We start from the raw sequence: 20,921 nt of genomic DNA on the forward strand, positions 1-20,921 counted from the left end.
ATCGGGCATGGACCCGAATCTAGCACCGCAGGGGATGGGGTGAATGGGCCGGAAGGGCTAGAGGCCGGATGGGGCAAAGTGGGACACGCCCGGAGAGGCCGGCGATGGACCGGCATCTGCCAGGCGTGGTCTGTCGTCACTGCTGGGCGTGCAGGTCCCAGGCGGTCAGGTAATCGGGGTCGACCACGATCATGCCACTGTTCCGCATGCGGTATTCGCCTGGCTCGGCCCGCTGGTACTGGTCGAGCATGGGCGGCAGGTAGCGCTCATGGCCATCGTCTTCGTCGGCCAGCACCACGCCTTCGTCGGCGCTGATGCGCAGCACGGTGCCCGCGTACTGCTCCAGACCCTGCACTTGGCCGTCGCCACCATAGCGGGTGACACCCACCAGCACGACCTTGCCGATCATTTCCTCGGCCTTGGCATCATCCAGTGGGGGCAGCATGGCATTGAATTCGTCGTTCATCGGTGCACCTCCAAAGCCTGTGGGGATAGCGTGGGTTCGGCGGTCCCACGCTGCCAGCGTCGACGGCAACGCAGGAATCTCTCTCGGGGCGCAAGTAGCTGGATCGCAGGCCCGACCGGGCAACGCGGGGTGCGATGGGTGAAAGGTGTCTGGAACTTGGCTGGAACTGCGGCGGATGGCCATCTGCGCCGATGGCGGGACCGTGTCAGGTCAAGATCAACACCACGCGTTGCGTTGCATACACGGTGAAGCGTGACAGCTGCACTGTAGCGGCATGAGCGCCTCCTGTTGAAGGTCACACGCGGGTGCGTTGCTCCGTTGGAACGAATGCTGCCACTCCACGCGGAAGGAACAAGTGAAGATTGCAGGCGACCTGCAACAAGCGGTTCGCGCGGTACCCGTTCATTAAGCTGGCGCCCCGCTCTGCTGCGGCACGCCTGCCCTGGCAGGACGCTAGAATGCGTCCATGCGCACCGTACATGCCCTCCGCTACATCACCCCGTTACGGGAAGGCGGCTCCCTGCCCGCCGTGGTCGAGACCGACGACGACGGCATGGCCGTGCTGAAATTCCGTGGAGCCGGCCAAGGCCCGAAGGCGTTGATCGCCGAGCTGATCGCCGGCGAGATGGCACGCACGCTGGGCCTGCCGATTCCGGAAATCCTGTTCGTCGAGCTGGACCGCGAGTTCGCCCGCACCGAGCCCGACCCGGAAATCCAGGAGCTGATCCGCGCCAGCGAGGGCCTGAACCTGGGCCTGGACTATCTGCCCGGTGCGATCAATTACGACCCGGCCGCGATGCCGGTGGATGCCGAGCTGGCCTCGCGCATCGTCTGGTTCGATGCATTCACCAGCAACGTCGATCGCACCACCCGCAACCCCAACCTGATGGTATGGCATCGCAAGCTGTACCTGATCGACCACGGTGCGGCCATGTACTTCCACCACGACTGGGCCAGCGCCGGCGATGCCTGCGAGAAGCCGTTCGTGCTGATCCGCGACCACGTGCTGCTGTCGTTCGCCAGCCGCATTGCCGAGGTGGACGCAGAACTGGCTGCGTGCCTGACCAATGCCGAAATCGAGCGCATCGTTGGCCTGGTGCCGGACAGCTGGCTGGTGGACGAACCGGCGTTCGACAGCCCACAGGCCTATCGCCAGGGCTACATCGACTATCTCAAGCACCGCCTGAAAGTGCGTGCGGTGTTCGTGCAGGAGGCCATCCATGCCCACGCTGCACACGTATGACTATGCGGTCATCCGCGTCGTGCCGCGGGTGGAACGCGAGGAATTCATCAATGTCGGGGTGATCGTCTCCTGCCCTGGCGCGCGCCATCTGGAGGCGGCCATCGAAATCGATCCTGAGCGCCTGCGTGCCTTCGCACCGGCGCTGGACCAGGACGCGCTGCAGCCATGGCTGGATGCAATCGTGGCCATCTGCCGTGGCGACGCCAGCGCCGGACCCATCGCAAAGCTGCCCGCGCGCGCCCGCTTTCATTTCCTCACCGCCAAGCGCAGCTCGGTTGTGCAGATGTCGAGCACGCATGTCGGCCGCACTGCGGACCCGGCGGGTGTGGTGGAACACTTGATGACGAAGATGGTGCGGGTACCGGAATGAACGGCACCTGCCGCGTTCACAGTGGCAACCTTCGCGCGATGTAGTTGACCACATTACCGATCGCATCCGGATCGACATTGGCCAGGCCAACGATCACGTAGCCCTGCGCCGGCAGCACCACGATGGCACTGTTCGATCCGGGCGCACCGCCTTCGTGGCCGTACTGATGCTCCCTGCCCTCGCCCTGAACCACGAAACCAAAGCCATACCAGCCCTTGTGGTTCTGCGCCGTAGTGGCCTGCTGCAGCAATGCAGGTGAAACCAGCTTCCCGCCTTGCAGTGCCTCGGCGAATTTCACCATATCGGCCACTGTGCTGTAGCCACCACCGGCCGACATGCCGCGCCAGGGCAGCGACTTCGTTTCACGGACCCATTGCCCATCGTGCTTCGTGTAAGCGACGGCACGCTTTGGAACGCTCGCTGTTTCCGGCTCGAAGCCGGTGCCGGTCATGCCCACCGGGTGCAGGATGTGCTCCTCCACATATGCGTAGTACGACTGCCCAGATACCGCCTCGATGATGCGTCCCAATACGATGAAGCCATAGTTGGAGTAGCTGTCCTGGCTGCCGGGCGTGAACTGCGGCGCATCCCTGGCGAACCGCTGCACGTAGTCATCCAGCGTCTTCAGGGACGCGGAATACTGTTCGAAACCATCGCCAAAGAAGTCCCCCAGGCCACTGGTGTGTGACAGCAACTCGCGCACGGTCACGCTGCTGGCGACAGCCTTGTTCGGATAGTCCGGCAAGTGCTTGCCGATCGTGTCATCGAGACTGAGCCTGCCATCCTGCACCAGCTGCAGGATGGCCACGGCGGTGAACATCTTGTTGGAGGACGCAAGGCGGAACTGCGTCTCCACGCCCACTTCAATTCCAGTGCTGCGATCGGCATCACCACCGCGCCAGTCCAGCAGCACCTTCCCATTCTGTGCCACCTGCAACGCGCCCGACAGCGCGTCCTGTGCCCGCAGCGCCTCCAGCCTTGCTGTGACGTCGGCCATCAGGGCAGGCAATGCAACCCGTGCCGGCTTGTGCTTGTCCGGCGTTTCAGTACCCTCGATCTGGAACTGCATCAGGTGCGACGGATTGGCCGGGTCCATGACGGCGGTCACCCACATCGCGCGTTCGTTCATCTGGCCCATCACCAGCAGCTTCGCTTGGCCGGGTGCACTCTCGGTTGATTCGAGTACGCGCAAGGGGCCTGTGCTTTCGCGGAACTCGAGATAGTCCTTGGGACCGCTGCCTTGCTTCTTCGCGTATCTATCGGCGAATGCCTGCAACCCCTCGAGGCTGCCCGCATTGAAGGCCGCAAGCCAGTCACCGATGGCGTCCTGCGCACGCGGATGTGCACGCACGCTGGAGGCGGCGCCCACTGCCGGAACAGCCCAAAGCGTCATCAGCACCGAACAGGCCAGTACTTTGCAGAGCAGCAGGCATCCAACAGCCTTCATGGCAGTTCCTTTGCGGGTATCCCTGGGCGCATCCTAGATCATGGAACCGCCCGCTGCATCCACGCCAGGGACCCTGCCGCAGCACCTCAACCGTGACGATGAACGCCTCGATGCGATGCCAATCGCCCCGCTCATGCGGCAGCGATTCCACGCCCATGCCGATCTGGTACCTCACCGCATCCGGGCCGTCGCGCCAGTAGTACGGCGCGCCATTGCTCCAGCCGCAACAGGCGTAGCGCAATGCAGGCATGCCAAAGGTATCGCGCAGATAGGCTTCCACCTTCACTGCCTGGGTACCTGGAACGCGGTAGTGGGCCTGCATGGGTTTGATGCAGGACGCGTCGTCCTGGCTGCAGCCGCTGTATTCCAGTCCCGCAGGCTTCCGGCCCATCGCCTGCAGGAAATCCTGGCATTCGATATCCGGTCGCGCCAGGCCATCCGCACGCCCCTGTGCTTCCCACGCGGCCAGCGCCTGCGCAGTCGTCTGCTGCGCAATCACGTTGGCGGCGAACAGCAATGCCGCCAGCCCCAGCAGCAAGCGCGCGCTACGCAGCGGCAACCGGCCAATCGTCTCAGGGCGATCCTTCGCAGGCAGTCACAGGAATGCCAACCGATGCCGTGCTATCGCCTTGCCATCGTCTGCTCGCTGAAGCGTGCCACGCAGAAGTCCAGGAAACTGCGCAGCTTGGGCGTCAGCTGGCGGTCGCGCGGGTACACCAGGTTGATCCACGTCGATACCGGCACGTAGTCCGGCAGCACTTCCACCAGTTCACCACGCGCCAGCGCGGCGGCAAGCATTTCATGGGGCTGCAGGATCAACCCCAGCCCACCGACTGCCGCGGTCAGCAGCGGCTCGGCCTGGTTGACCATGAAGCGGCTGGACACCGGCACGCTCAGCACGCTGCCGTCAGCATCGCGGAAGCTCCAGCGCGTGCGGATGATCGAATGCGCGAAGCCCAGGCACTCGTGCCGACTCAGATCGGCCGGATGGACAATGGCCGGGCGCGATGCGAGGTACGCCGGCGATGCACACAGCACCAGCGGATACGGCCCCAGCCGTCGCGCCACCAGCCCACTGTCGGCCAGATCACCGGTGCGGAACACCAGATCAAAGCCGTCCTCGACGATGTCCACCAGGCTGTTGGACAGGTTCAGATCAACCTGCACGTCCGGGTACTGCTGCAGGTAGGCCACCACCGCCGGCCCCAGTGCATGCACGCCGAAGGTGACCGGTGCGCTGACGCGCAGGCGCCCCATCGGCCGCCCGCGCGCCACTTCGGCCAGCTGCTCGGCGCCTTCCACCTCCTCCAGGATCACCCGCGCACGCGCCAGATAGGCCTGGCCGAAGTCGGTCAGGCTCTGCTTGCGCGTGGTGCGGTTGAGCAGGCGCACGCCCAGGTGTTGTTCCAGCGACTGCACGTGTTTGCCGACCAGCTGCGGCGACAGGTCCAGCGCGTCGGCGGCAGCGGCGAAGGAGCCGACCTCGGCCACTTTGACGAAGGTCCGCAGGGGAGCGATCAGGTCCATTGCAAACAATTGGTTTTCAATGAAACGCCAGATTACCCCTTATTCTGGAGGCAGGCCACGCGCACAGTAGCCTCCACCTTTCCGCCGGCCCCAGCGCCGGCCTTGCCCAGGAGCCCCCCATGAGCCAGGTTGTCCGCATCCACGAATATGGCAGCGCCGATGTGCTGCGCATCGACGACATCGATGTTCCCGCCCCCGCCGCCGACGAGGTCCAGATCCGGGTCAAGGCCATCGGCCTGAACCGTGCCGAGGTGATGTTCCGCAACGGCGCCTATCTGCAGGAGGCGCAGTTCCCCAGCCGGCTGGGCTATGAAGCGGCCGGCATGGTCGAGGCGGTCGGCAGTGCGGTGAGCGGATTCACTGCTGGCGATGCGGTGAGCGTGGTGCCGCCGCTGGACATCGCCCGCTGGGGCACCTACGGCGAGCTGGCCAACGTGCCGGCACGACTGGTGGTCAAGCACCCGCAGGCGCTGGGCTTCGAAACGGCGGCTGCGGTGTGGATGCAGTACGTCACCGCCTGGGGCGCACTGTTGGAGCAGGCGCAGCTGGCCGCCGGGGATTCCGTCATCATCACCGCTGCCAGCAGCAGCGTCGGCCTGGCCGCGATCCAGATCGCCAATGCAGTGGGTGCCACGCCGATTGCGGTGACCCGTGGCCCGGGCAAGCGCCAGGCCTTGCTCGATGCCGGTGCCGCCCATGTCATCGCCACCCAGGAGCAGGACCTGGCAGCCGAGGTGGCGCGCATCACCGGCGGTGCCGGCGCCCGCGTGGTGTTCGACCCGATCGGTGGCCCGCAGTTCGTGCCGCTGACCGAGGCAATGGCCCGTGGCGGCATCCTGCTGGAATACGGCGCGCTGAGCAGCGAACCCACCCCGTTCCCGTTGTTCAACGTGCTGGGCAAGTCGCTGACGCTGAAGGGCTACCTGTACTCGGAAATCGTCTCCGACGATGCCGCGCTGGCACGTGCCAAAGCGTTCATCGTCGACGGCCTGGACAAGGGCACGCTGGCGCCGAAGATCGCGAAGGTGTTCCCCTTCGCACAGATCCAGGACGCCCACCGCTACCTGGAATCGAACGAACAGATCGGCAAAGTGGTGGTGACGCTGTAAACACCCTGCCGGCAGCGACGGACCCACTGCGGGCACGTCGCTGCCGCAGGCTCAGGCCATTGAAGGCCCGCGGTTCTCATGGTGGCGGCTTTCGAGGGTGAGCTGGTGCTCGCGCTGCCGGTTGTCACCGGCCAGATCATTCACCGTTTCCTCCATCGAGCGCGCCGGCTGTGCCGTATCCACACTGGCGCGCTCACCGGGAATCAACCCGGCAACCCACAGGCGATCTCCGGCCATCATCACCCGGTCGACGCGCGCGGCATCATCGATGCCGTTGCGCTTGGACTCCAGCACTGCCTGCATGACGTGCTCGTCGCCGATGGTGCCAGGTACCCCCTGGCGGATGCGCTCGAACAGCGCGGCGTCCCTGGGCGACAGCGATTCCATGCCATTGGGCTGCGGTGCGGGCTCCGGCGCGGCCGGACCAGCGACCGGTGCATTCGCCGCTGCCTGCTGCCGCGCCTGCACCTGCTCCGGCTGGAACTCCGCCCGCGTATAGGGCGGACGCTGCGGCGGCCAGTTCTCCGCGCGGTCGAACTCGGTGGTCGGCGCATGCTCGCGAGCGACGGCGGCATCGTTCAACTGCCGGCGCGCATCCGTGTCGATGACGCCGCCGGGGCGCAGCGGCAGGCCATAGTCCTGCTGGAAGTTGCGCATGGCCGCCTGCATGCCGGCATCAAACGTGCGCGCATCGCGCTCGGCACGTGGGTTCGGTTCGGTCAGGTACCCCAACGCCTCCAGCTGCCGGCGCATTTCGAACACCGGCTCGCCCTTCTCACCGGGGCCCAGGTTGCCGTCGGCCAGCGGCCCGGTCAGGTCGGTCACCGTCCGGCGCTTGAAGTCCGGATCGACCGCCAGCGTGTCGCTGCGCATGCGTTCCAGCAGCGCAGCGTCGATGCGGCCATTGGCCGGGCTGATACCCCGCTCGGTCTGGAAGCGGCGCACGGCCTGCTCGGTGGAGGCGCCGAAATCACCGTCGGGCTTGATCGCGGCATTGGCGTTGTTGCGGACGTCCAAGCGCTGCAGGTACTGCTGCGCTTCCAGCACGTGCTGGTTGGCGTCACCCCGGTGCAGGTCCATCGCCCCGGTGGGCGTCTGGGGGGTCGGCACCGGCATCTGGAAGCCTGGTTGCTGCACACGCTGGACCAGGCCGGCAACCTGGGATTCCCATTCAGTGGCCCGTGTGGCGATGGCGTCTGGATAGGGACTGCCGTTGTTCAGCTCACCGCCATTGACCGAGGCCCGCGCCTGCCGGTAGTCGGCATGGTTGGCGTTGACGTTGTCGGACAGCCGCGCACCAAACAGGCCGTCGCGCATCCCCACCACCAGCACCTTGGTGGCGATGTCTGCCTGGGCAGCCCGTTCCGGATGCTCGACCAGCTCGCGGCCGATCCCCAGCGCCTCGCCCAGCCGCTCGTAGTTGTTGACGTGGGTGAGGTGGGCAAAGCCCCGGCCGAAGTACTCCTCGCCGCCGAAGTAGCGCAGATCCACCGCCTGCTTCCTGCCCCAGTCTTCCTCGGGCGCGGCGAAATCACGCGATTCGTGCTGCGCCGTGGCCAGCACATAGGCAATCTGCCGATGGTCGGTAATGCCGTTGTCGATGCAGGTACGCACGATCATCTCGACCGACTGGTCCCGGGTCAGGCCGAAGCCCGACCCACCTTTTCCATAGCCTTCGCTCATCCTTCAGCTCTCCAGTTCCGGAACGCATCCATTCGTCGGGGGAAGACCTACTTCAGCAGGTCCGGTTCGGTCGGGGCCTCGCCCCTGCAGGTGTCATAGCGGCGCTGCAGCAACGTGCGCGTGCCGGTTCCGCGCAGCTGGATGACCTTGTCCTCGCGCTCGCACGGGCTGACCTTCGCGCGAAGCACGAACCGCCCATTGTCGATATGGTCGATGTCGCGCCCACCGATGGCCGCTTCCAACGCCTTGGCGCGCACATAGCGGTTGCGCTTGGCATCGAACAGGTAGAACGCATGCACCGGAACGTTGTAGACACCGCTGTTGTCCTGCCACACCTGCAGGTCCGGCACGCCATCACCATTGAAATCCGAAACGGTCAGCAGCACGGCGGTCGCACCCTGGGCACCGGTGCCGGCGCGGGTCAGGCGCGGCTGCACGTCCGTGACCACCACGTTGCGCCCACCACGGGTCACGCCCATGCTCCGCACCTGGCAGGTCGTCACGTTGTCGGTGCCGCTGCAATCGGTCACCTGGAAGACCACCTGCAGTGCCGGTGTGAGCCTGCCCTCGCCGGGCCGCAGGACGATCCTGCCCTGCTTGTCGGGCGCGGCATCGGCGGCATGCACAGCGGCCTGCGCCGGCGCCGGGGCCGCCTTGGCTTCCGCCACCAGCGCCGCCGCACCGCCGCCCTGCAACTGGCGGGCACGCAGCAGGGTCATGTGCGTGCGGCACTGCTGTGAATCCAGCTGGGCAACGGCCGTGCTGCCTTCCGGGCACCGGTTGTCGCGCTGGCGCAGCCATTGCCGCTGCAGATCGCGCAGCACCTGCTGATCACTGGCGGTCAGTGTGGAGCGCGCCGCGCTGTAGGCGGCATTGAGTGCATCGTCGTGCACCTTGAGTTCAGCGTCGGCACAACGGCGACGGGCGTCCAGCGCGGTGCCTGCGGCCGCCATGCAAGGCGCATGAGCGGGGCTCAGAGAGCGCGCATCGCCTGCGATCAGTTCGGCACCGCTGGGCACCTTGCGTGCCGCGGGCTGGGGCGACGCCTGCGCGCTTGTCCACAGGCAAGGGCCAAGCAGAAGCAGTCCTGCCAGCAACCGGGTGGCACGCCCCGGCAGGCGTTCGGAGTTCAGCATGCGTTTCCTTCCCTGGGGGCGTTGGCCGGCCCCGTCCTGTTCCGATGATGGATGCTGCCCGGTCGCCAGCGCAACTTCAGCGACCAGCGGTCACAGCCCGTAGGCCGCACTCAGGCCGGCAGCGCTATTTCGGCAGTGCGTAGGCCATCACGTAATCGCCATTCGGGGTTTCCATGAAATGGTGGCCGCCAGCCATGATCACCACGTACTGGCGCCCGCCCTGCGCGTACACCATCGGATTGGCCTGGCCACCCGCGGGCAGCTTGGCATGCCACAGCTCCTTGCCGGTCTTCAGGTCGATGGCGCGCAGCAGGTCGTCGGTGGCGGCGGCGATGAAGATCAGGCCGCTGGCGGTGACTACCGAACCGCCATTGTTCGGCGTGCCGATCTCGATGGGCAGGCCCGAACGGATGCCGAATGGTCCGTTGCCGCGCGCACTGCCGAACGGACGGTCCCACAGCAGCTTGCCGGTGCGCAGGTCGATGGCCCGGATGCCGCCATAGGGTGGCTGCTTGCACAGCAGACCAGTGAACGGCAGGCGCCAACCGGCGTTCACCTGGATGGCGTAGGGCGTGCCCACCTGTGGGTCGCCCGCGCCTTCGGCGCCGCCCTTGTCGAACCGGACCTTCTCGCGTGGCAGCCAGCCCAGCCTGTCGGCCTCGGCGCGTGGCACCAGCCGGTTGTAGTTGGGCATGTCGTTGTAGTTGGCCACGATCACGCCGCGGCGTGTATCGATGGACACACTTCCCCAATCCGAACCGCCGTTGTAGCCGGGATATTCGATGGAATGGCGATCACTGCTCGGCGGGGTGTAGAAGCCTTCGTAGTACGCCTTGCGGAACTGGATGCGGCAGATCAGCTGGTCGACCGGGGTGATGCCCCACATGTCGCGCTCGGTCAGGTCATGCTGCCGGCGCAGCGTGTGATACAGCGAGAACAGCTGCGTGGGTGAGCGTTGTTCCGGTTCGACACCGCCGACCGGCACCCTGCGCTCTTCGGCGGCGGTCAGCAGCTGGCCGTTGCGGCGGTCAAGGATGTAGAGATCACCCTGCTTGGTCGGCAGCAGGAGCGCTGGCACCTTGCCTGCCGCCGTCGGATAATCGATCAGGCTGGCCTGCGAACCCAGGTCGTAGTCCCACACATCCTTGCGCACCGCCTGGAAATGCCAGGCCGGCTTGCCCGTGGCCACATTGATCGCCACCAGCGACGTCGCGTAGCGGTTCTGGTTTTCCGTGCGTGAGCCACTCCAGTAATCGCCAGCGGAATTGCCCAGCGGCAGATAGACCAGCCCCAGCGCCTCATCACCGGTCGCGGTGGTCCACATGTTCGGCGTGCCGCGCGTGTAGGTCTGCTCATGCGGCGGCAGGCCGCTGCGTTCGGGCTGGTCCATGTCCCACGCCCAGCGCAGCTTGCCGGTGATCGCATCGTAGGCCTGGATCACGCCCGACGGCGCGTCGCGGCGCTGACCATCCAGCACCTGGTGGCCGGTGACGATCACCCCGCGCACGATGGCCGGTGGCGAGGTGATCGACACATAGCCCGGTGGCACCTCGCCCATGCCCAGAGTGATGTCGACCTGGCCGTTGTTGCCGAAATTCGCACAGGGGCGGCCACTGTCGGCATCCACCGCGATGATGCGCCCGTCCAGCGTGCCCTCGATGATGCGCGCCCAGCATGCCGGACGACTGCCCGGTGCAGCGCTGCGGGTGGCACTGGGCGGCGGTTCCGGCAACGCCAGATCAGCAGCGGCATCGGCCAATGCGGCATCGGCGAGGATCGGCGTGGCCGGTTGCTCGTAATAACTCACGCCACGGCAGGCGGCGGTGTATGGAATCGAAGCGTCCTTTACCTTCGGATCGAACCGCCACACTTCCTTGCCGCTGGCCGCATCCAGTGCGATCAGGCGGTTGCGGGCGGTGCACAGGTACAGACGGTCGCCGATCTTCAGTGGCGTGGTTTCCGCACCCCAGCGCTTCTTCGGCATATCGCCGGTGCGGAACTGCCAGGCCAGCTGCAGCGTGGCCACGTTGGCCGGGGTGATCTGCTGCAGCGGCGAATAGCGGGTGGCGGCATTGCTGCGCCCCCACGCCGGCCAGTCCCCTTCGGCAGGCTGGTCGGCCGGCTGCAGGCCGGTGGTGTCGCGGGTCGGTTCCAGCCCGACGCTGGCCGCGCCTTCCGGGAACGGCTGGTGCCCGTCCACTTCGCCGTGCGGCGCGAACGCCAATCCGAAGGCAGCGACGAACACCAGCATCAGCACGCCGGCCACGCTGCGCGACAGGCGCCTGGAAACCGGTTGGTGGAGGGTGGGCGCCAGCAGCGCCAGCACGATGCCAAGCGCGGTCACCAGGCCGAGCCGCGGTACCCAGCGCCAGTAGTCGCTGCCCGACTCCCACCAGGTCCACAACAGCGTACCGGCGAACACCAGCGCATACAGCAGCGCGCCGCTGCGGCGATTGCCGAACAACAGGAGGCCACTGGCCAGCAGGCCGGCCCCGGCGATGGCGTAGTACGCCGAGCCGCCCAGGCTGAGCAGCCATGCGCCGAGCCCGCCGATGACCAGGCCGAGCAGGACCAGCAGCAGCGACAGCACGGTAACGAGAGGATGCCGGGAGGCGCGGACGGGAGCAGGAGCGGACGGCGGCGTGGCGGACATCGTCGATCTCCGGGGACAGCATGCGCCGTTATCCCACCGCCGACGTGAAGCGCGCGCGTATGTGCGGCATCCTGATACGACGACGCCGGCACAGGGCCGGCGTCGTCGCGTAGCTCAACCTTGCGGCAGGATCACTCCTGTGCGGCGTCCTCGCTGCTGGAAGCCGCCGGGGCGCCATCGGTCGTGGTCGCGGCCGGGGCCGGGCCAGGCACTGCCATCTCATCCTCGTCCTCGTCGATCGAGGCATCCATGCGCTCCACCGCCTGCAGCTTCTCGTCCTTGGACAGGCGGATCAGGGTCACGCCCTGGGTGTTGCGGCCGACGCGGCTGATTTCCGAGCCACGCGTACGCACCAGGGTGCCACCATCGGAGATCAGCAGGACTTCGTCGCTGGAGCCCATCAGCACTGCGGCGACCAGCTTGCCGTTGCGCTCGGTGGTCTGGATGCCGATCACGCCCTGCGTACCACGGCCCTTGCGCGGGTAGTCCGGCAGCGGGGTGCGCTTGCCGTAGCCGTTCTCGGTGGCGGTAAGGATGTACTGAACGCTGGCGTCGTCGGCGCCGTCGATCACCGCGTCGCCATTGGCAGCGGCTTCCTCGACACCGTTGTCGTCCTCGTTCTCGTCCTCGCTGCCACCGGCACTCTCGGCCACGATCAGGCTGACCACTTCCTCGCCGGCCGGCATCTTGATGCCGCGCACGCCGGTGGCAGTACGGCCCATCGAGCGGACCTTGTCCTCACCGAAGCGCACGGTCTTGCCGTTGGAGGCGAACAGCAGGATGTCGCGCTGGCCGTCGGTCAAGCCGACGCCGACCAGCGCATCGCCCTCGTCCAGGTTGATCGCGATCTTGCCGCGGGCCAGGCGGAAGGCGAACTCGCTCAGCGGGGTCTTCTTGACCGTACCGTTCTTCGTGGCGAAGAACACGAACTGGCCATCGGCGTACTCGCGCACCGGCAGCACGGCCTGCACGCGTTCGCCCGGCTCCAGCGGGATCCAGTTGATGATCGGACGGCCGCGGGCGTTGGAACCGGCTTCGGGCAGCTGGTAGACCGGCAGCCAGAACACCTTGCCCGAACTGGTGAAGGTCAGCAGCGTGTCGTGCGTGTTGACCAGCCACAGCTGTTCGATGAAATCCTCTTCCTTGGTCGCCGCCGCGCTGCGGCCACGGCCACCACGGCGCTGTGCGCGGTATACGCTCACCGGCTGCCGCTTCACGTAACCGGCATGCGACACGGTAACCACCACGTCTTCCGGCGCGATCAGGTCGAGGATGTCCAGGTCCTCTTCGCTGTGGCGGATTTCGGTACGACGTTCGTCGCCGAATTCGGCCTTGACGTTGACCAGCTCCTCGCGGATCACCTGCAGCAGGCGGTCGGGATCTTCCAGGATGTGGATCAGCCCGGCGATCACTTCCAGCAGCTGCTTGTACTCGTCGGTCAGGCGGTCCTGCTCCAGCCCGGTCAGGCGGTGCAGCCGCATCTCCAGGATCTGGGTGGCCTGGATCTCGGTCAGCTGGTAGCCGCCCTCGATCAGGCCCACGCCCTTGGGCAGGTCTTCAGGACGGGAGGCCTCGGCACCGGCCGCACCCAGCATCGCACCGACCAGGCCCGGCTCCCACACGCGGGCCAGCATGCGCTCGCGGGCTTCGTTCGGGTTCGGCGAGGTCTTGATCAGTTCGATCATCTCGTCGATGTTGGCCAACGCAACGGTCAGGCCTTCCAGCACGTGGGCACGGGCGCGCGCCTTGCGCAGCTCGAACACGGTGCGGCGGGTGACCACTTCGCGACGGTGGCGGACGAACGCCTCCAGCATCTGCTTGAGGTTCATCAACTGCGGGCGGCCATCGACCAGCGCCACCATGTTGATGCCGAACACCGATTCCATCTGCGTCTGCTGGTACAGGTTGTTCAGCACAACCTCGGCAGATTCACCGCGCTTGATCTCGATGTAGATGCGCATGCCATCCTTGTCGGACTCATCGCGCAGCTCGCTGATGCCTTCGATCTTCTTTTCCTTGACCAACTCGGCGATCTTCTCGATCAGACGCGCCTTGTTCACCTGGTAAGGAATTTCAGTGACGATGATCGATTCGCGGCCGTTGTCGGCCACTTCGATATCGGCCTTGGCACGGATGCGCACGCGGCCACGGCCGGTGCGGTAGCCGGCGACGATGCCGGCAGTGCCGTTGATGATGCCGGCAGTCGGGAAATCCGGGCCCGGGATGTATTCCATCAGGCCGTCGACATCGATGTCCGGGTTGTCGATCAGCGCGATGCAGGCGTTGATCGATTCGCTCAGGTTGTGCGGCGGAATGTTGGTCGCCATGCCCACCGCGATGCCAGCCGAACCATTGACCAGCAGGTTCGGGAACCGGGTCGGCATGACCGTCGGCTCCAGTTCCTTCTCATCGTAGTTGGGCTGGAAATCGACGGTTTCCTTGTCGATGTCCGCCATCAGCTCATGCGCCAGGCGCGACATGCGCGCCTCGGTGTATCGCATTGCTGCAGCGGAGTCGCCGTCGATCGAACCGAAGTTACCCTGGCCGTCGACCAGCATGTAGCGCAGCGAGAACGGCTGTGCCAAGCGCACCAGCGTGTCGTACACCGACTGATCGCCATGCGGGTGGTACTTACCGATGACGTCACCGACGATACGCGCCGACTTGAAGTAGGGCTTGTTGCTGTGCGCGTTGAGTTCGTTCATCGCGTACAGCACGCGGCGATGCACCGGCTTGAGGCCGTCGCGCGCATCCGGCAGCGCGCGGCCCACGATCACGCTCATGGCGTAATCGAGGTAGCTCTTGCGCATCTCGTCTTCCAGGTTGACCTGGATGATTTCCTTGGCGGTTTCTGCCATTCGGGTTCCGTTGTCTGGTAGCGGTCCAGTCCGGCGCAGCCCTCTGCGGGAGGGGGTCGCGCCGGAACCTCGATTCAACCTGCGGATACTACCACAACAGGCCGTTTTCCGCCTCCCTTTACGGGGATTTTACCGGCACAAATCAGGAACTTAGAGCCCCATACCGCCCCTGTAGAGCCGAGCCCATGCTCGGCTGCGCGAAATCAGTAGATCCACGCAGTGCGTGGATGAGGCCTGCCTGGGGTCAGAGCCCTTTCCTGCGAAAAGGGATCCGACCCCGGGACCTTCCTGCCCGCCTCAGCCGCCGAAGGCGGTGCGCATGTTCCCGGCGGTCGGGTTCAGGATGACCCCGCGCTCGGTCACGATGGCGTCGATCAGCTCGCCCGGGGTGACGTCGAACACCGGGTTCCAGGCAGCAATGCCCTCGGCGACGGTACGGGTACCCCCCACGCCGTACAGCTCACCCGGGTCGCGCTGCTCGATCTCGATCTGGCTGCCGTCCACGGTCTCCATGTCCACGGTCGAGGACGGTGCGACCACCATGAACTTGACGCCGTGGTGGCGGGCGGCGATGGCCAGCTGGTAGGTGCCGATCTTGTTGGCGGTATCGCCATTGGCGCAGATGCGGTCCGCGCCCACGATCACCCATTGCACGGCGCCGGTCTTCATCAGGTGCGAGGCAGCCGAATCGGCGATCAGGGTGGCATCGATGCCGTCCTGCTGCAGTTCCCACACGGTCAGGCGTGCCCCCTGCAGCCACGGCCGGGTCTCGCCGGCGAACACGCGGGCGATGCGGTGCTGGGCCATGCCGGCGCGGATCACGCCCAGCGCGGTACCGAACCCCGCAGTGGCCAGCGAGCCGGTATTGCAGTGGGTCAGCACGCCGCTGCCAGCCTCGATCAGGCCCGCGCCCAGTGCACCCATGTGGCGGTTGGCGGCCAGGTCTTCCTCGGCGATGGCCTGCGCTTCCGATTCCAGCAACGCCTTCCAGTCGGCGCCGGCGGCGTTCAGGCAACGGCGCATGCGCGCCAGCGCCCAGGCCAGGTTGACCGCAGTCGGGCGCGATGCATTGAGGCGCTGCAGGGCCGGTTCCAGCTGCTGCAGGGCGTGCGCACCATCGGCGGCCTGCACCTCGCGTGCAGCCAGCACGACACCCCAGGCAGCGGCAATGCCGATCGCCGGCGCGCCACGCACGGTCAATGCGTGGATCGCGCTGGCAACCTCGTCGCTGTCATGGCAGACCACGTGCTCGACCACGAACGGCAGCTTGCGCTGGTCCAGCAGTTGCAGGGCATCGCCGGTCCACAGGATCGGGCGGATGTGGTCGTAACGGGCGTAGTCGATGTCAGAGGCAGTGTTCATGGGCCCATTGTAGGGCCACGCCCCGCAGGGTTGGAGCCTGCCCGGGCTCAATTCACCGAGAATTCGGCGCGGCAGCCGCCGTCCACCCAGATCCCGTTGCGGCTCCAGCCCCAGGTACTGCCTTCCTCGCAGGGCGTGCTGGACAGCTGCTCGGAGACCACGGCGCCAACCGAGATGCTGGCACCGCAGAAGCGCCGCTTCTTCGACTTCGATTCGCAGGTCAGGCGGCGCGGCATGTCGACGAAGCGGCCATCGTCATCGGCCACTTCGAAGTCACCCTGGCAGCCACGGCTGGTCCAGACTTCATTGCGCTTGTAGCCCCAGCCCTGCCCTTCGCGGCACGGCAACACCGACAACTGGCGCAGCAGGCGCACCGGCGCGCCATCGAGTCGTACCGGGCAACTCTGCGGACGGCCATTGGACTCGCAGCGCACCACACGGCGCACCAGGCGCTTGCCCGAGCTGTCAGCCGGCGGCGCCGCGCCCGCTGCGCGCCGGGCGCGGAACTCGGCACGGCAGCCCAGGGTGACCCACACACCACTGCGGTCAGTACCCCACTCGCTGCCGCGGATGCAGCTGTTGCTGGACAGCTGGCGCACCAGGTCGACGCCGTTGGCAACCTCGATATCGCAGTGCACCCAACCCATGTCGCGTGATTCGCAGGTCACCACTTCATCGTCGTAGCCCACCTGCTGGGCCGACGCCGGCGACGGCAGCCAGGCACCCCAGAGCGCAATGGAGTACACCGGTGCAGCGACAACCGCGAACCACTTGACCAAAGCCTTCCCCAGCAGGAATGGATGAACTGGATGCCAGTGTCCGGCATTGGCCGTGATAAGAGCATCATCGTGCTTACCGACGCAAGCGCACCGAACCCGCGTTTCGTTCAGCCTGCGATGTTCAGCAACACGCGGGGATCACGCGTGGGCGAAGTCGTAGGCCAGCACATCGGCGATGCGTGGCGTGCGGTTCATCGCCATCAACAGGCGATCGACACCCACCGCCACGCCGGCACAGGCAGGCATCGACGGCAACGCCGACAGCAGTGCCTCGTCCACGGCCGGCTGCACCTGTCCACGTTCGTGGCGGCGCTGCTGGTCCCGCTGGAACCGGGCGCGCTGCTCGTGGGCGTCGTTCAGTTCGTGATAGCCGTTGGCCAGCTCCACTGCACCCAGGTACAGCTCGAAACGCTCGGCCAGCGGCGGCGTGCCCGGACGGATGCGGGCCAGCGCGGCCTGGCTGGCCGGCCAGTCATGCACCACGGTCATCACCGCGTCATCGAACTGCGGCTGGATGTGGTGGGTCATCAACAGGTCCAGCCAGTCATCACGGGTCAACCCGTCCGGGTCGATGTGCACGTCGCCAAGCGCAACACGCAGCGCGGCTTCATCGGCCTCGAACGGATCCAGGCCCAGGTGCTGCTGGAACAGCTCGCGGTAACTCAACACACGCAGCGTTGCACGGCGTCCGACCAGGGCCAGCGCCTGGCCGACCAACTCGGCGGTTTCCTCCATCAACCGGTGGTGGTCCCAGCCGACCCGATACCACTCCAGCATGGTGAATTCCGGGTTGTGGCGGCCGCCGGCCTCGCCGTTGCGGAACACCCGGCCCAGTTCGTAGCAGTCGCCCACACCGGCCGCCAGCAGGCGCTTGAGCGGATATTCCGGCGAAGTGCGCAGCCAGCGACGACGGCCACCGGCATCGACATGGCCGGTGAAATCGGTATGGAAGCTGTCGATGTTCGGCTCGGTGTTGCCTGCCACCGACAGGATCGGCGTTTCCACCTCCAGCACATCGCGCTCGGCGAAGAAGCGGCGCACCAGCGTATTGAGCGTGGCGCGCTGCTGCAGCGCGCGCAGCAGGGCCTCGCTCACAGGATGCCCTCCGGGCGCGGATGGTCGAGCGGCAGGGTCAGCAGATCGCGGGTGTCGTCGATGTAGCCGCTGGCCAGGTACAGGCGGCGGGCCAGTTCGTTGTGGTGGTTCACCTCCAGGCGCAGGCGGCTGACACCACGCCCGCGAGCGCGCTGTTCACAGATGGCCAGCGCCTGCTTGCCGCGACCACGACCGCGCGCGCGATGGCTCAGGTACAGCTCGTCCAGCAGCATGAAGTGGCCGCCCTGCTCCAGGCTGAAGCCCATCGCGATCACCGCGTAGCCGACCACCTCGCCGGCCTCGTCCAGCCACAGCAGCACTTCGCCATTGCGCGGATCGGCCAGCAGCGCGTCCACGCCGCGACGCACGCGCGCGTCATCGAAGTCGATCCTGTCTTCGGCGTAGAACTCGCGCATCAACGCGATCAACAGTTCTTCGTCGGCACGGGTGGCCAGGCGGAAATCCAGCGGGGCGGTCTGCATCGGCGTTCCTTTGTCTTTCATGCCGGGCGCCAGGCACCCGGCGGGGTCATCATTCGTGTTCGGCGAGGTAGGCCAGCAGGCGGTCTTCGTCCCACACCGGCACGCCCAGCGATTGCGCCTTGTCCAGCTTGGAGCCGGCCTCGGTGCCGGCGACCACGAAGCTGGTCTTCTTCGACACGCTGCCGGAGACCTTGGCACCCAGCGCTTCCAGGCGTTCCTTGGCGGCATCGCGGGTGAGCTGGGCCAGGGTGCCGGTCAGCACCACGGTCTGCCCATCCAGCGGGCCGGCCACGATCTCGGCCAGCGCCGGCGCCTTGGCCAGGATCTGCTGCATCGCCTTCTCGGCTGCCAGCAGCATCGCGCCATGGCCATCGGCATCGAGCCAGTCGGCCAGACCGCGCGCAGTGTCGTCCGGCAGGCCGGCGTTGACGAACTGGCCATGCTCGGCATCCAGCACCGCCTGGGCACCCGGCAAGGCAGCCACCAGCTTCTCCGCACGCAGGCGGGTGATGCCGGGGATTTCCGATTCGACCAGCAGTTGCGCCAGATCCAGGCCTTCGCGCAGCTTGGCACTGGGCGCGTGCACATCACTGATGCGCACCTGCCCGACCTGCAGCAGGTCGTCGATGGCCTGCTGGTTGCCCTGCTGCTCGAAGAAATGGCCGAGAGAACGCGCCACTTCGCCACCGATGTCCGGCACGCGCTTGAACAACGGCCATGGCAGGTGGCGGATCAGTTCCAGGTCACCGAACCACTGCGCCAGCGCCTTGGCCGTGCTCTCGCCGACGTGCTCGATGCCAAGCGCGAACAGCAGGCGCTCCAGCGTGGCTGCGCGACTGGCGTCGATTGCCGCGATCAGGTTGTCGGCCCATCTGGTGGCGATCTTCTTCGTGTTCCATTCGAAGCTGGCCGGCTTTGCCAGCGCCTGCGCGCGCCACGCCGGATCGTTGCCATCCAGCTTGAGCACCGCATTGAGCACCGCGCCGCTGCCTTCTGCCGGCAGGTGCAGCTTCAGCGCGGCGGCCAGTGCGGAAGGGTCCCCGGCATCCAGCACCAGCTTCAGGTGCAACAGCTGGTCGCGGTTGAGCCGGTACAGATCGGCCACGCTCCTGACGATGCCGGCGTCGACCAGGGTTTCGATGTACTTGTCGCCGAGGCCGTCGATATCCATCGCACGGCGCGAAGCGAAATGGGCAATGGCCTCCTTGCGCTGCGCAGGGCAGGACAGTTCGCCCGAACAGCGCCACGCAGCTGCACCTTCCTCGCGCACGATTTCCGAGCCGCACACCGGGCAGCGCGTCGGCATCTGCCAGGGCGAGGTGCCCTGTGGACGGCGGTCGAGGATGACGCTGACCACTTCCGGAATCACGTCGCCAGCACGTCGCACGATCACGCTGTCACCGACACGCACATCGAGACGCGCGATCTGATCGGCATTGTGCAACGTGGCATTGGACACGATCACGCCGGCCACAGCCACCGGTGCCAGCCGCGCGACCGGCGTGGCGGCACCGGTGCGGCCGATCTGGATCTCGATCGCCTCCACCGTGGTGCTCTGTTCCTGTGCCGGGAACTTGTGCGCGATGGCCCAGCGTGGCGCACGCGAGACAAAACCCATGGCCTGCTGGCCGGCGCGGTCATCCAGCTTGTAGACCACACCATCGATGTCGAACGGCAGGCCATCGCGACGCTCGCCGATGTCACGGTAGTAGCCGAGCAGGCCGTCGGCGCCTTGCACCACCTTGCACAACCCGCTGACCGGGAAGCCCCAGGCGCCGAGCTGGGCCAGCGTGCCCGAATGGGTGTCCGGCAGCTCGCCGCCCTGCACTTCACCGGTGCCGTAGGCGAAGAAACTCAGCCGGCGCTGCGCACTGATCTTCGGATCGAGCTGGCGCAGTGAACCCGCTGCCGCGTTGCGCGGGTTGGCCAGCACCTTGCCGCCCTGCTGGCGCGCACGTTCGTTGTAGGCCTCGAAATCGGCGCGGGCCATGTACACCTCGCCACGCACCTCCAGCACATCCGGCCAGTCCTTGCCGTGCAGGCGCTTGGGAACATCGCCGATTTCACGCAGGTTGGCGGTCACGTCCTCGCCGGTACTGCCATCACCGCGGGTTGCGCCGAGTACGAAATGACCGTCCTCGTAGCGCAGGCTGATCGCCAGGCCATCCATCTTCGGTTCGGCCGAGAACTGCAGGCTGCGGCGGCCCAGGCGCTCATCGATGCGGCGCACGAAGTCGGCCACTTCCTCATCGCTGAAGGCATTGGACAGCGACAGCATCGGCACCGCATGGCGCACTTCGGGGAAGCGGCCGGACGGACGTGCACCGACCTGTTGGGTCGGGCTGTCGGCACGGGCCAGTTCCGGGTGCTCGCGCTCCAACGCTTCCAGCTCGCGCACCATCCGGTCGTAGTCGACGTCGGGGATCTCCGGCGCGTCCAGCTCGTGGTAGGCGCGGTTGGCCTGGGCGATCTGCCGGCGGAGATCTTCGGCGCGTTCGGCGGGGCTGGGGCTCATCGGGATCCGGTGGTTCTGGGATGGCCGGGGATTCTACCGCGCCCGGCCGTCAGGCCCTGTAACGCCCCGCCTTTGCAGCGTCGAGCGTGCTCGACGGGCACTCCCCGCTCCGGTAGGTGCCAACCTTGGTTGGCACGTCTGTGGTCGAGCATGGCTCGACGCCACAAAAAGCAGCTTGCCGCCCGCTCACGCCGGC

General features: G+C 66.6%; 16 protein-coding genes. 3 read left to right on the plus strand and 13 right to left on the minus strand.

Translation table 11 applies throughout. The features are described 5' to 3' along the window. Nucleotides 1–136: 136 nt before the first annotated feature. Nucleotides 137–466: a hypothetical protein gene (locus tag AC5P8R_RS03635; protein WP_014647641.1), complete on the minus strand. Its 330-nt coding sequence runs from the start codon at nt 464–466 to the stop codon at nt 137–139. 466 nt (nt 467–932) lie between these two features. Between AC5P8R_RS03635 and AC5P8R_RS03640 the strand changes: the two genes are divergently transcribed. Both AC5P8R_RS03640 and AC5P8R_RS03645 read left to right on the plus strand, forming a co-directional pair. Then, nucleotides 933–1,709 (plus strand): HipA family kinase, encoded by a 777-nt coding sequence (locus AC5P8R_RS03640; RefSeq protein ID WP_014647642.1) that lies wholly within the window; start codon nt 933–935, stop codon nt 1,707–1,709. Further along, entirely contained in the window at nt 1,687–2,079 is a 393-nt protein-coding gene (locus AC5P8R_RS03645) for a DUF3037 domain-containing protein (RefSeq protein ID WP_014647643.1), read from the plus strand. The genes AC5P8R_RS03640 and AC5P8R_RS03645 overlap by 23 nt, the downstream gene beginning before the upstream one ends. 16 nt (nt 2,080–2,095) lie before the next feature. Here the strand turns inward: AC5P8R_RS03645 and AC5P8R_RS03650 are convergent, their stop codons facing one another. The 3 genes from AC5P8R_RS03650 to AC5P8R_RS03660 form a co-directional block, all read right to left on the minus strand. Beyond that, entirely contained in the window at nt 2,096–3,472 is a 1,377-nt protein-coding gene (locus AC5P8R_RS03650) for a serine hydrolase domain-containing protein (RefSeq protein ID WP_249327285.1), read from the minus strand. Further along, the gene (locus AC5P8R_RS03655; RefSeq protein WP_249327283.1) at nt 3,393–4,085 is read right to left on the minus strand and encodes a DUF4952 domain-containing protein; all 693 of its coding nucleotides are present in this window, start codon (nt 4,083–4,085) and stop codon (nt 3,393–3,395) included. Before AC5P8R_RS03655 ends, AC5P8R_RS03650 begins: the two co-directional genes overlap by 80 nt. 62 nt (nt 4,086–4,147) lie before the next feature. Beyond that, the gene (locus tag AC5P8R_RS03660; protein WP_049408602.1) at nt 4,148–5,053 is read right to left on the minus strand and encodes a LysR family transcriptional regulator; all 906 of its coding nucleotides are present in this window, start codon (nt 5,051–5,053) and stop codon (nt 4,148–4,150) included. A gap of 119 nt (nt 5,054–5,172) precedes the next feature. Here AC5P8R_RS03660 and AC5P8R_RS03665 point away from each other — a divergent pair, with 119 nt between their 5' ends. Then, the gene (locus tag AC5P8R_RS03665) at nt 5,173–6,162 is read left to right on the plus strand and encodes a zinc-dependent alcohol dehydrogenase family protein (protein WP_046431502.1); all 990 of its coding nucleotides are present in this window, start codon (nt 5,173–5,175) and stop codon (nt 6,160–6,162) included. Nucleotides 6,163–6,213: 51 nt separating this feature from the next. Here AC5P8R_RS03665 and AC5P8R_RS03670 read toward each other — a convergent pair whose 3' ends face one another. The 9 genes from AC5P8R_RS03670 to ligA all read right to left on the minus strand — a co-directional run bounded on the left by AC5P8R_RS03670 (nt 6,214) and on the right by ligA (nt 20,731). After that, nucleotides 6,214–7,845, minus strand: coding sequence for a peptidoglycan-binding protein (locus tag AC5P8R_RS03670; RefSeq protein WP_169411412.1), 1,632 nt, complete (start codon nt 7,843–7,845; stop codon nt 6,214–6,216). Nucleotides 7,846–7,892: 47 nt separating this feature from the next. Next, nucleotides 7,893–8,981 (minus strand): lysozyme inhibitor LprI family protein, encoded by a 1,089-nt coding sequence (locus tag AC5P8R_RS03675; protein WP_169411414.1) that lies wholly within the window; start codon nt 8,979–8,981, stop codon nt 7,893–7,895. 124 nt (nt 8,982–9,105) lie between these two features. After that, nucleotides 9,106–11,634: a membrane-bound PQQ-dependent dehydrogenase, glucose/quinate/shikimate family gene (locus tag AC5P8R_RS03680; RefSeq protein WP_046431508.1), complete on the minus strand. Its 2,529-nt coding sequence runs from the start codon at nt 11,632–11,634 to the stop codon at nt 9,106–9,108. Nucleotides 11,635–11,765: 131 nt separating this feature from the next. Continuing rightward, on the minus strand, nt 11,766–14,492 hold the full coding sequence (gene gyrA / locus AC5P8R_RS03685) for a DNA gyrase subunit A (RefSeq protein WP_495223002.1): 2,727 nt from the start codon (nt 14,490–14,492) through the stop codon (nt 11,766–11,768). A gap of 297 nt (nt 14,493–14,789) precedes the next feature. Continuing rightward, nucleotides 14,790–15,854, minus strand: coding sequence for an S-methyl-5-thioribose-1-phosphate isomerase (mtnA, locus tag AC5P8R_RS03690; protein WP_014647652.1), 1,065 nt, complete (start codon nt 15,852–15,854; stop codon nt 14,790–14,792). Nucleotides 15,855–15,901: 47 nt separating this feature from the next. Further along, a complete protein-coding gene (locus AC5P8R_RS03695; protein ID WP_014647653.1) occupies nt 15,902–16,633 on the minus strand; it encodes a DUF3011 domain-containing protein in 732 nt (243 codons plus the stop codon). Between the two features lie 138 nt (nt 16,634–16,771). Beyond that, a complete protein-coding gene (gene epmA / locus AC5P8R_RS03700) occupies nt 16,772–17,728 on the minus strand; it encodes an EF-P lysine aminoacylase EpmA (RefSeq protein ID WP_495223003.1) in 957 nt (318 codons plus the stop codon). Next, nucleotides 17,725–18,210, minus strand: coding sequence for a GNAT family N-acetyltransferase (locus AC5P8R_RS03705; RefSeq protein ID WP_010480482.1), 486 nt, complete (start codon nt 18,208–18,210; stop codon nt 17,725–17,727). Before AC5P8R_RS03705 ends, epmA begins: the two co-directional genes overlap by 4 nt. Nucleotides 18,211–18,259: 49 nt before the next feature. Then, nucleotides 18,260–20,731: an NAD-dependent DNA ligase LigA gene (gene ligA, locus AC5P8R_RS03710; protein ID WP_169411436.1), complete on the minus strand. Its 2,472-nt coding sequence runs from the start codon at nt 20,729–20,731 to the stop codon at nt 18,260–18,262. Nucleotides 20,732–20,921 lie beyond the last annotated feature (190 nt).

It is taken from the genome of Stenotrophomonas sp. YJH_SMC_73, from assembly GCF_059370155.1.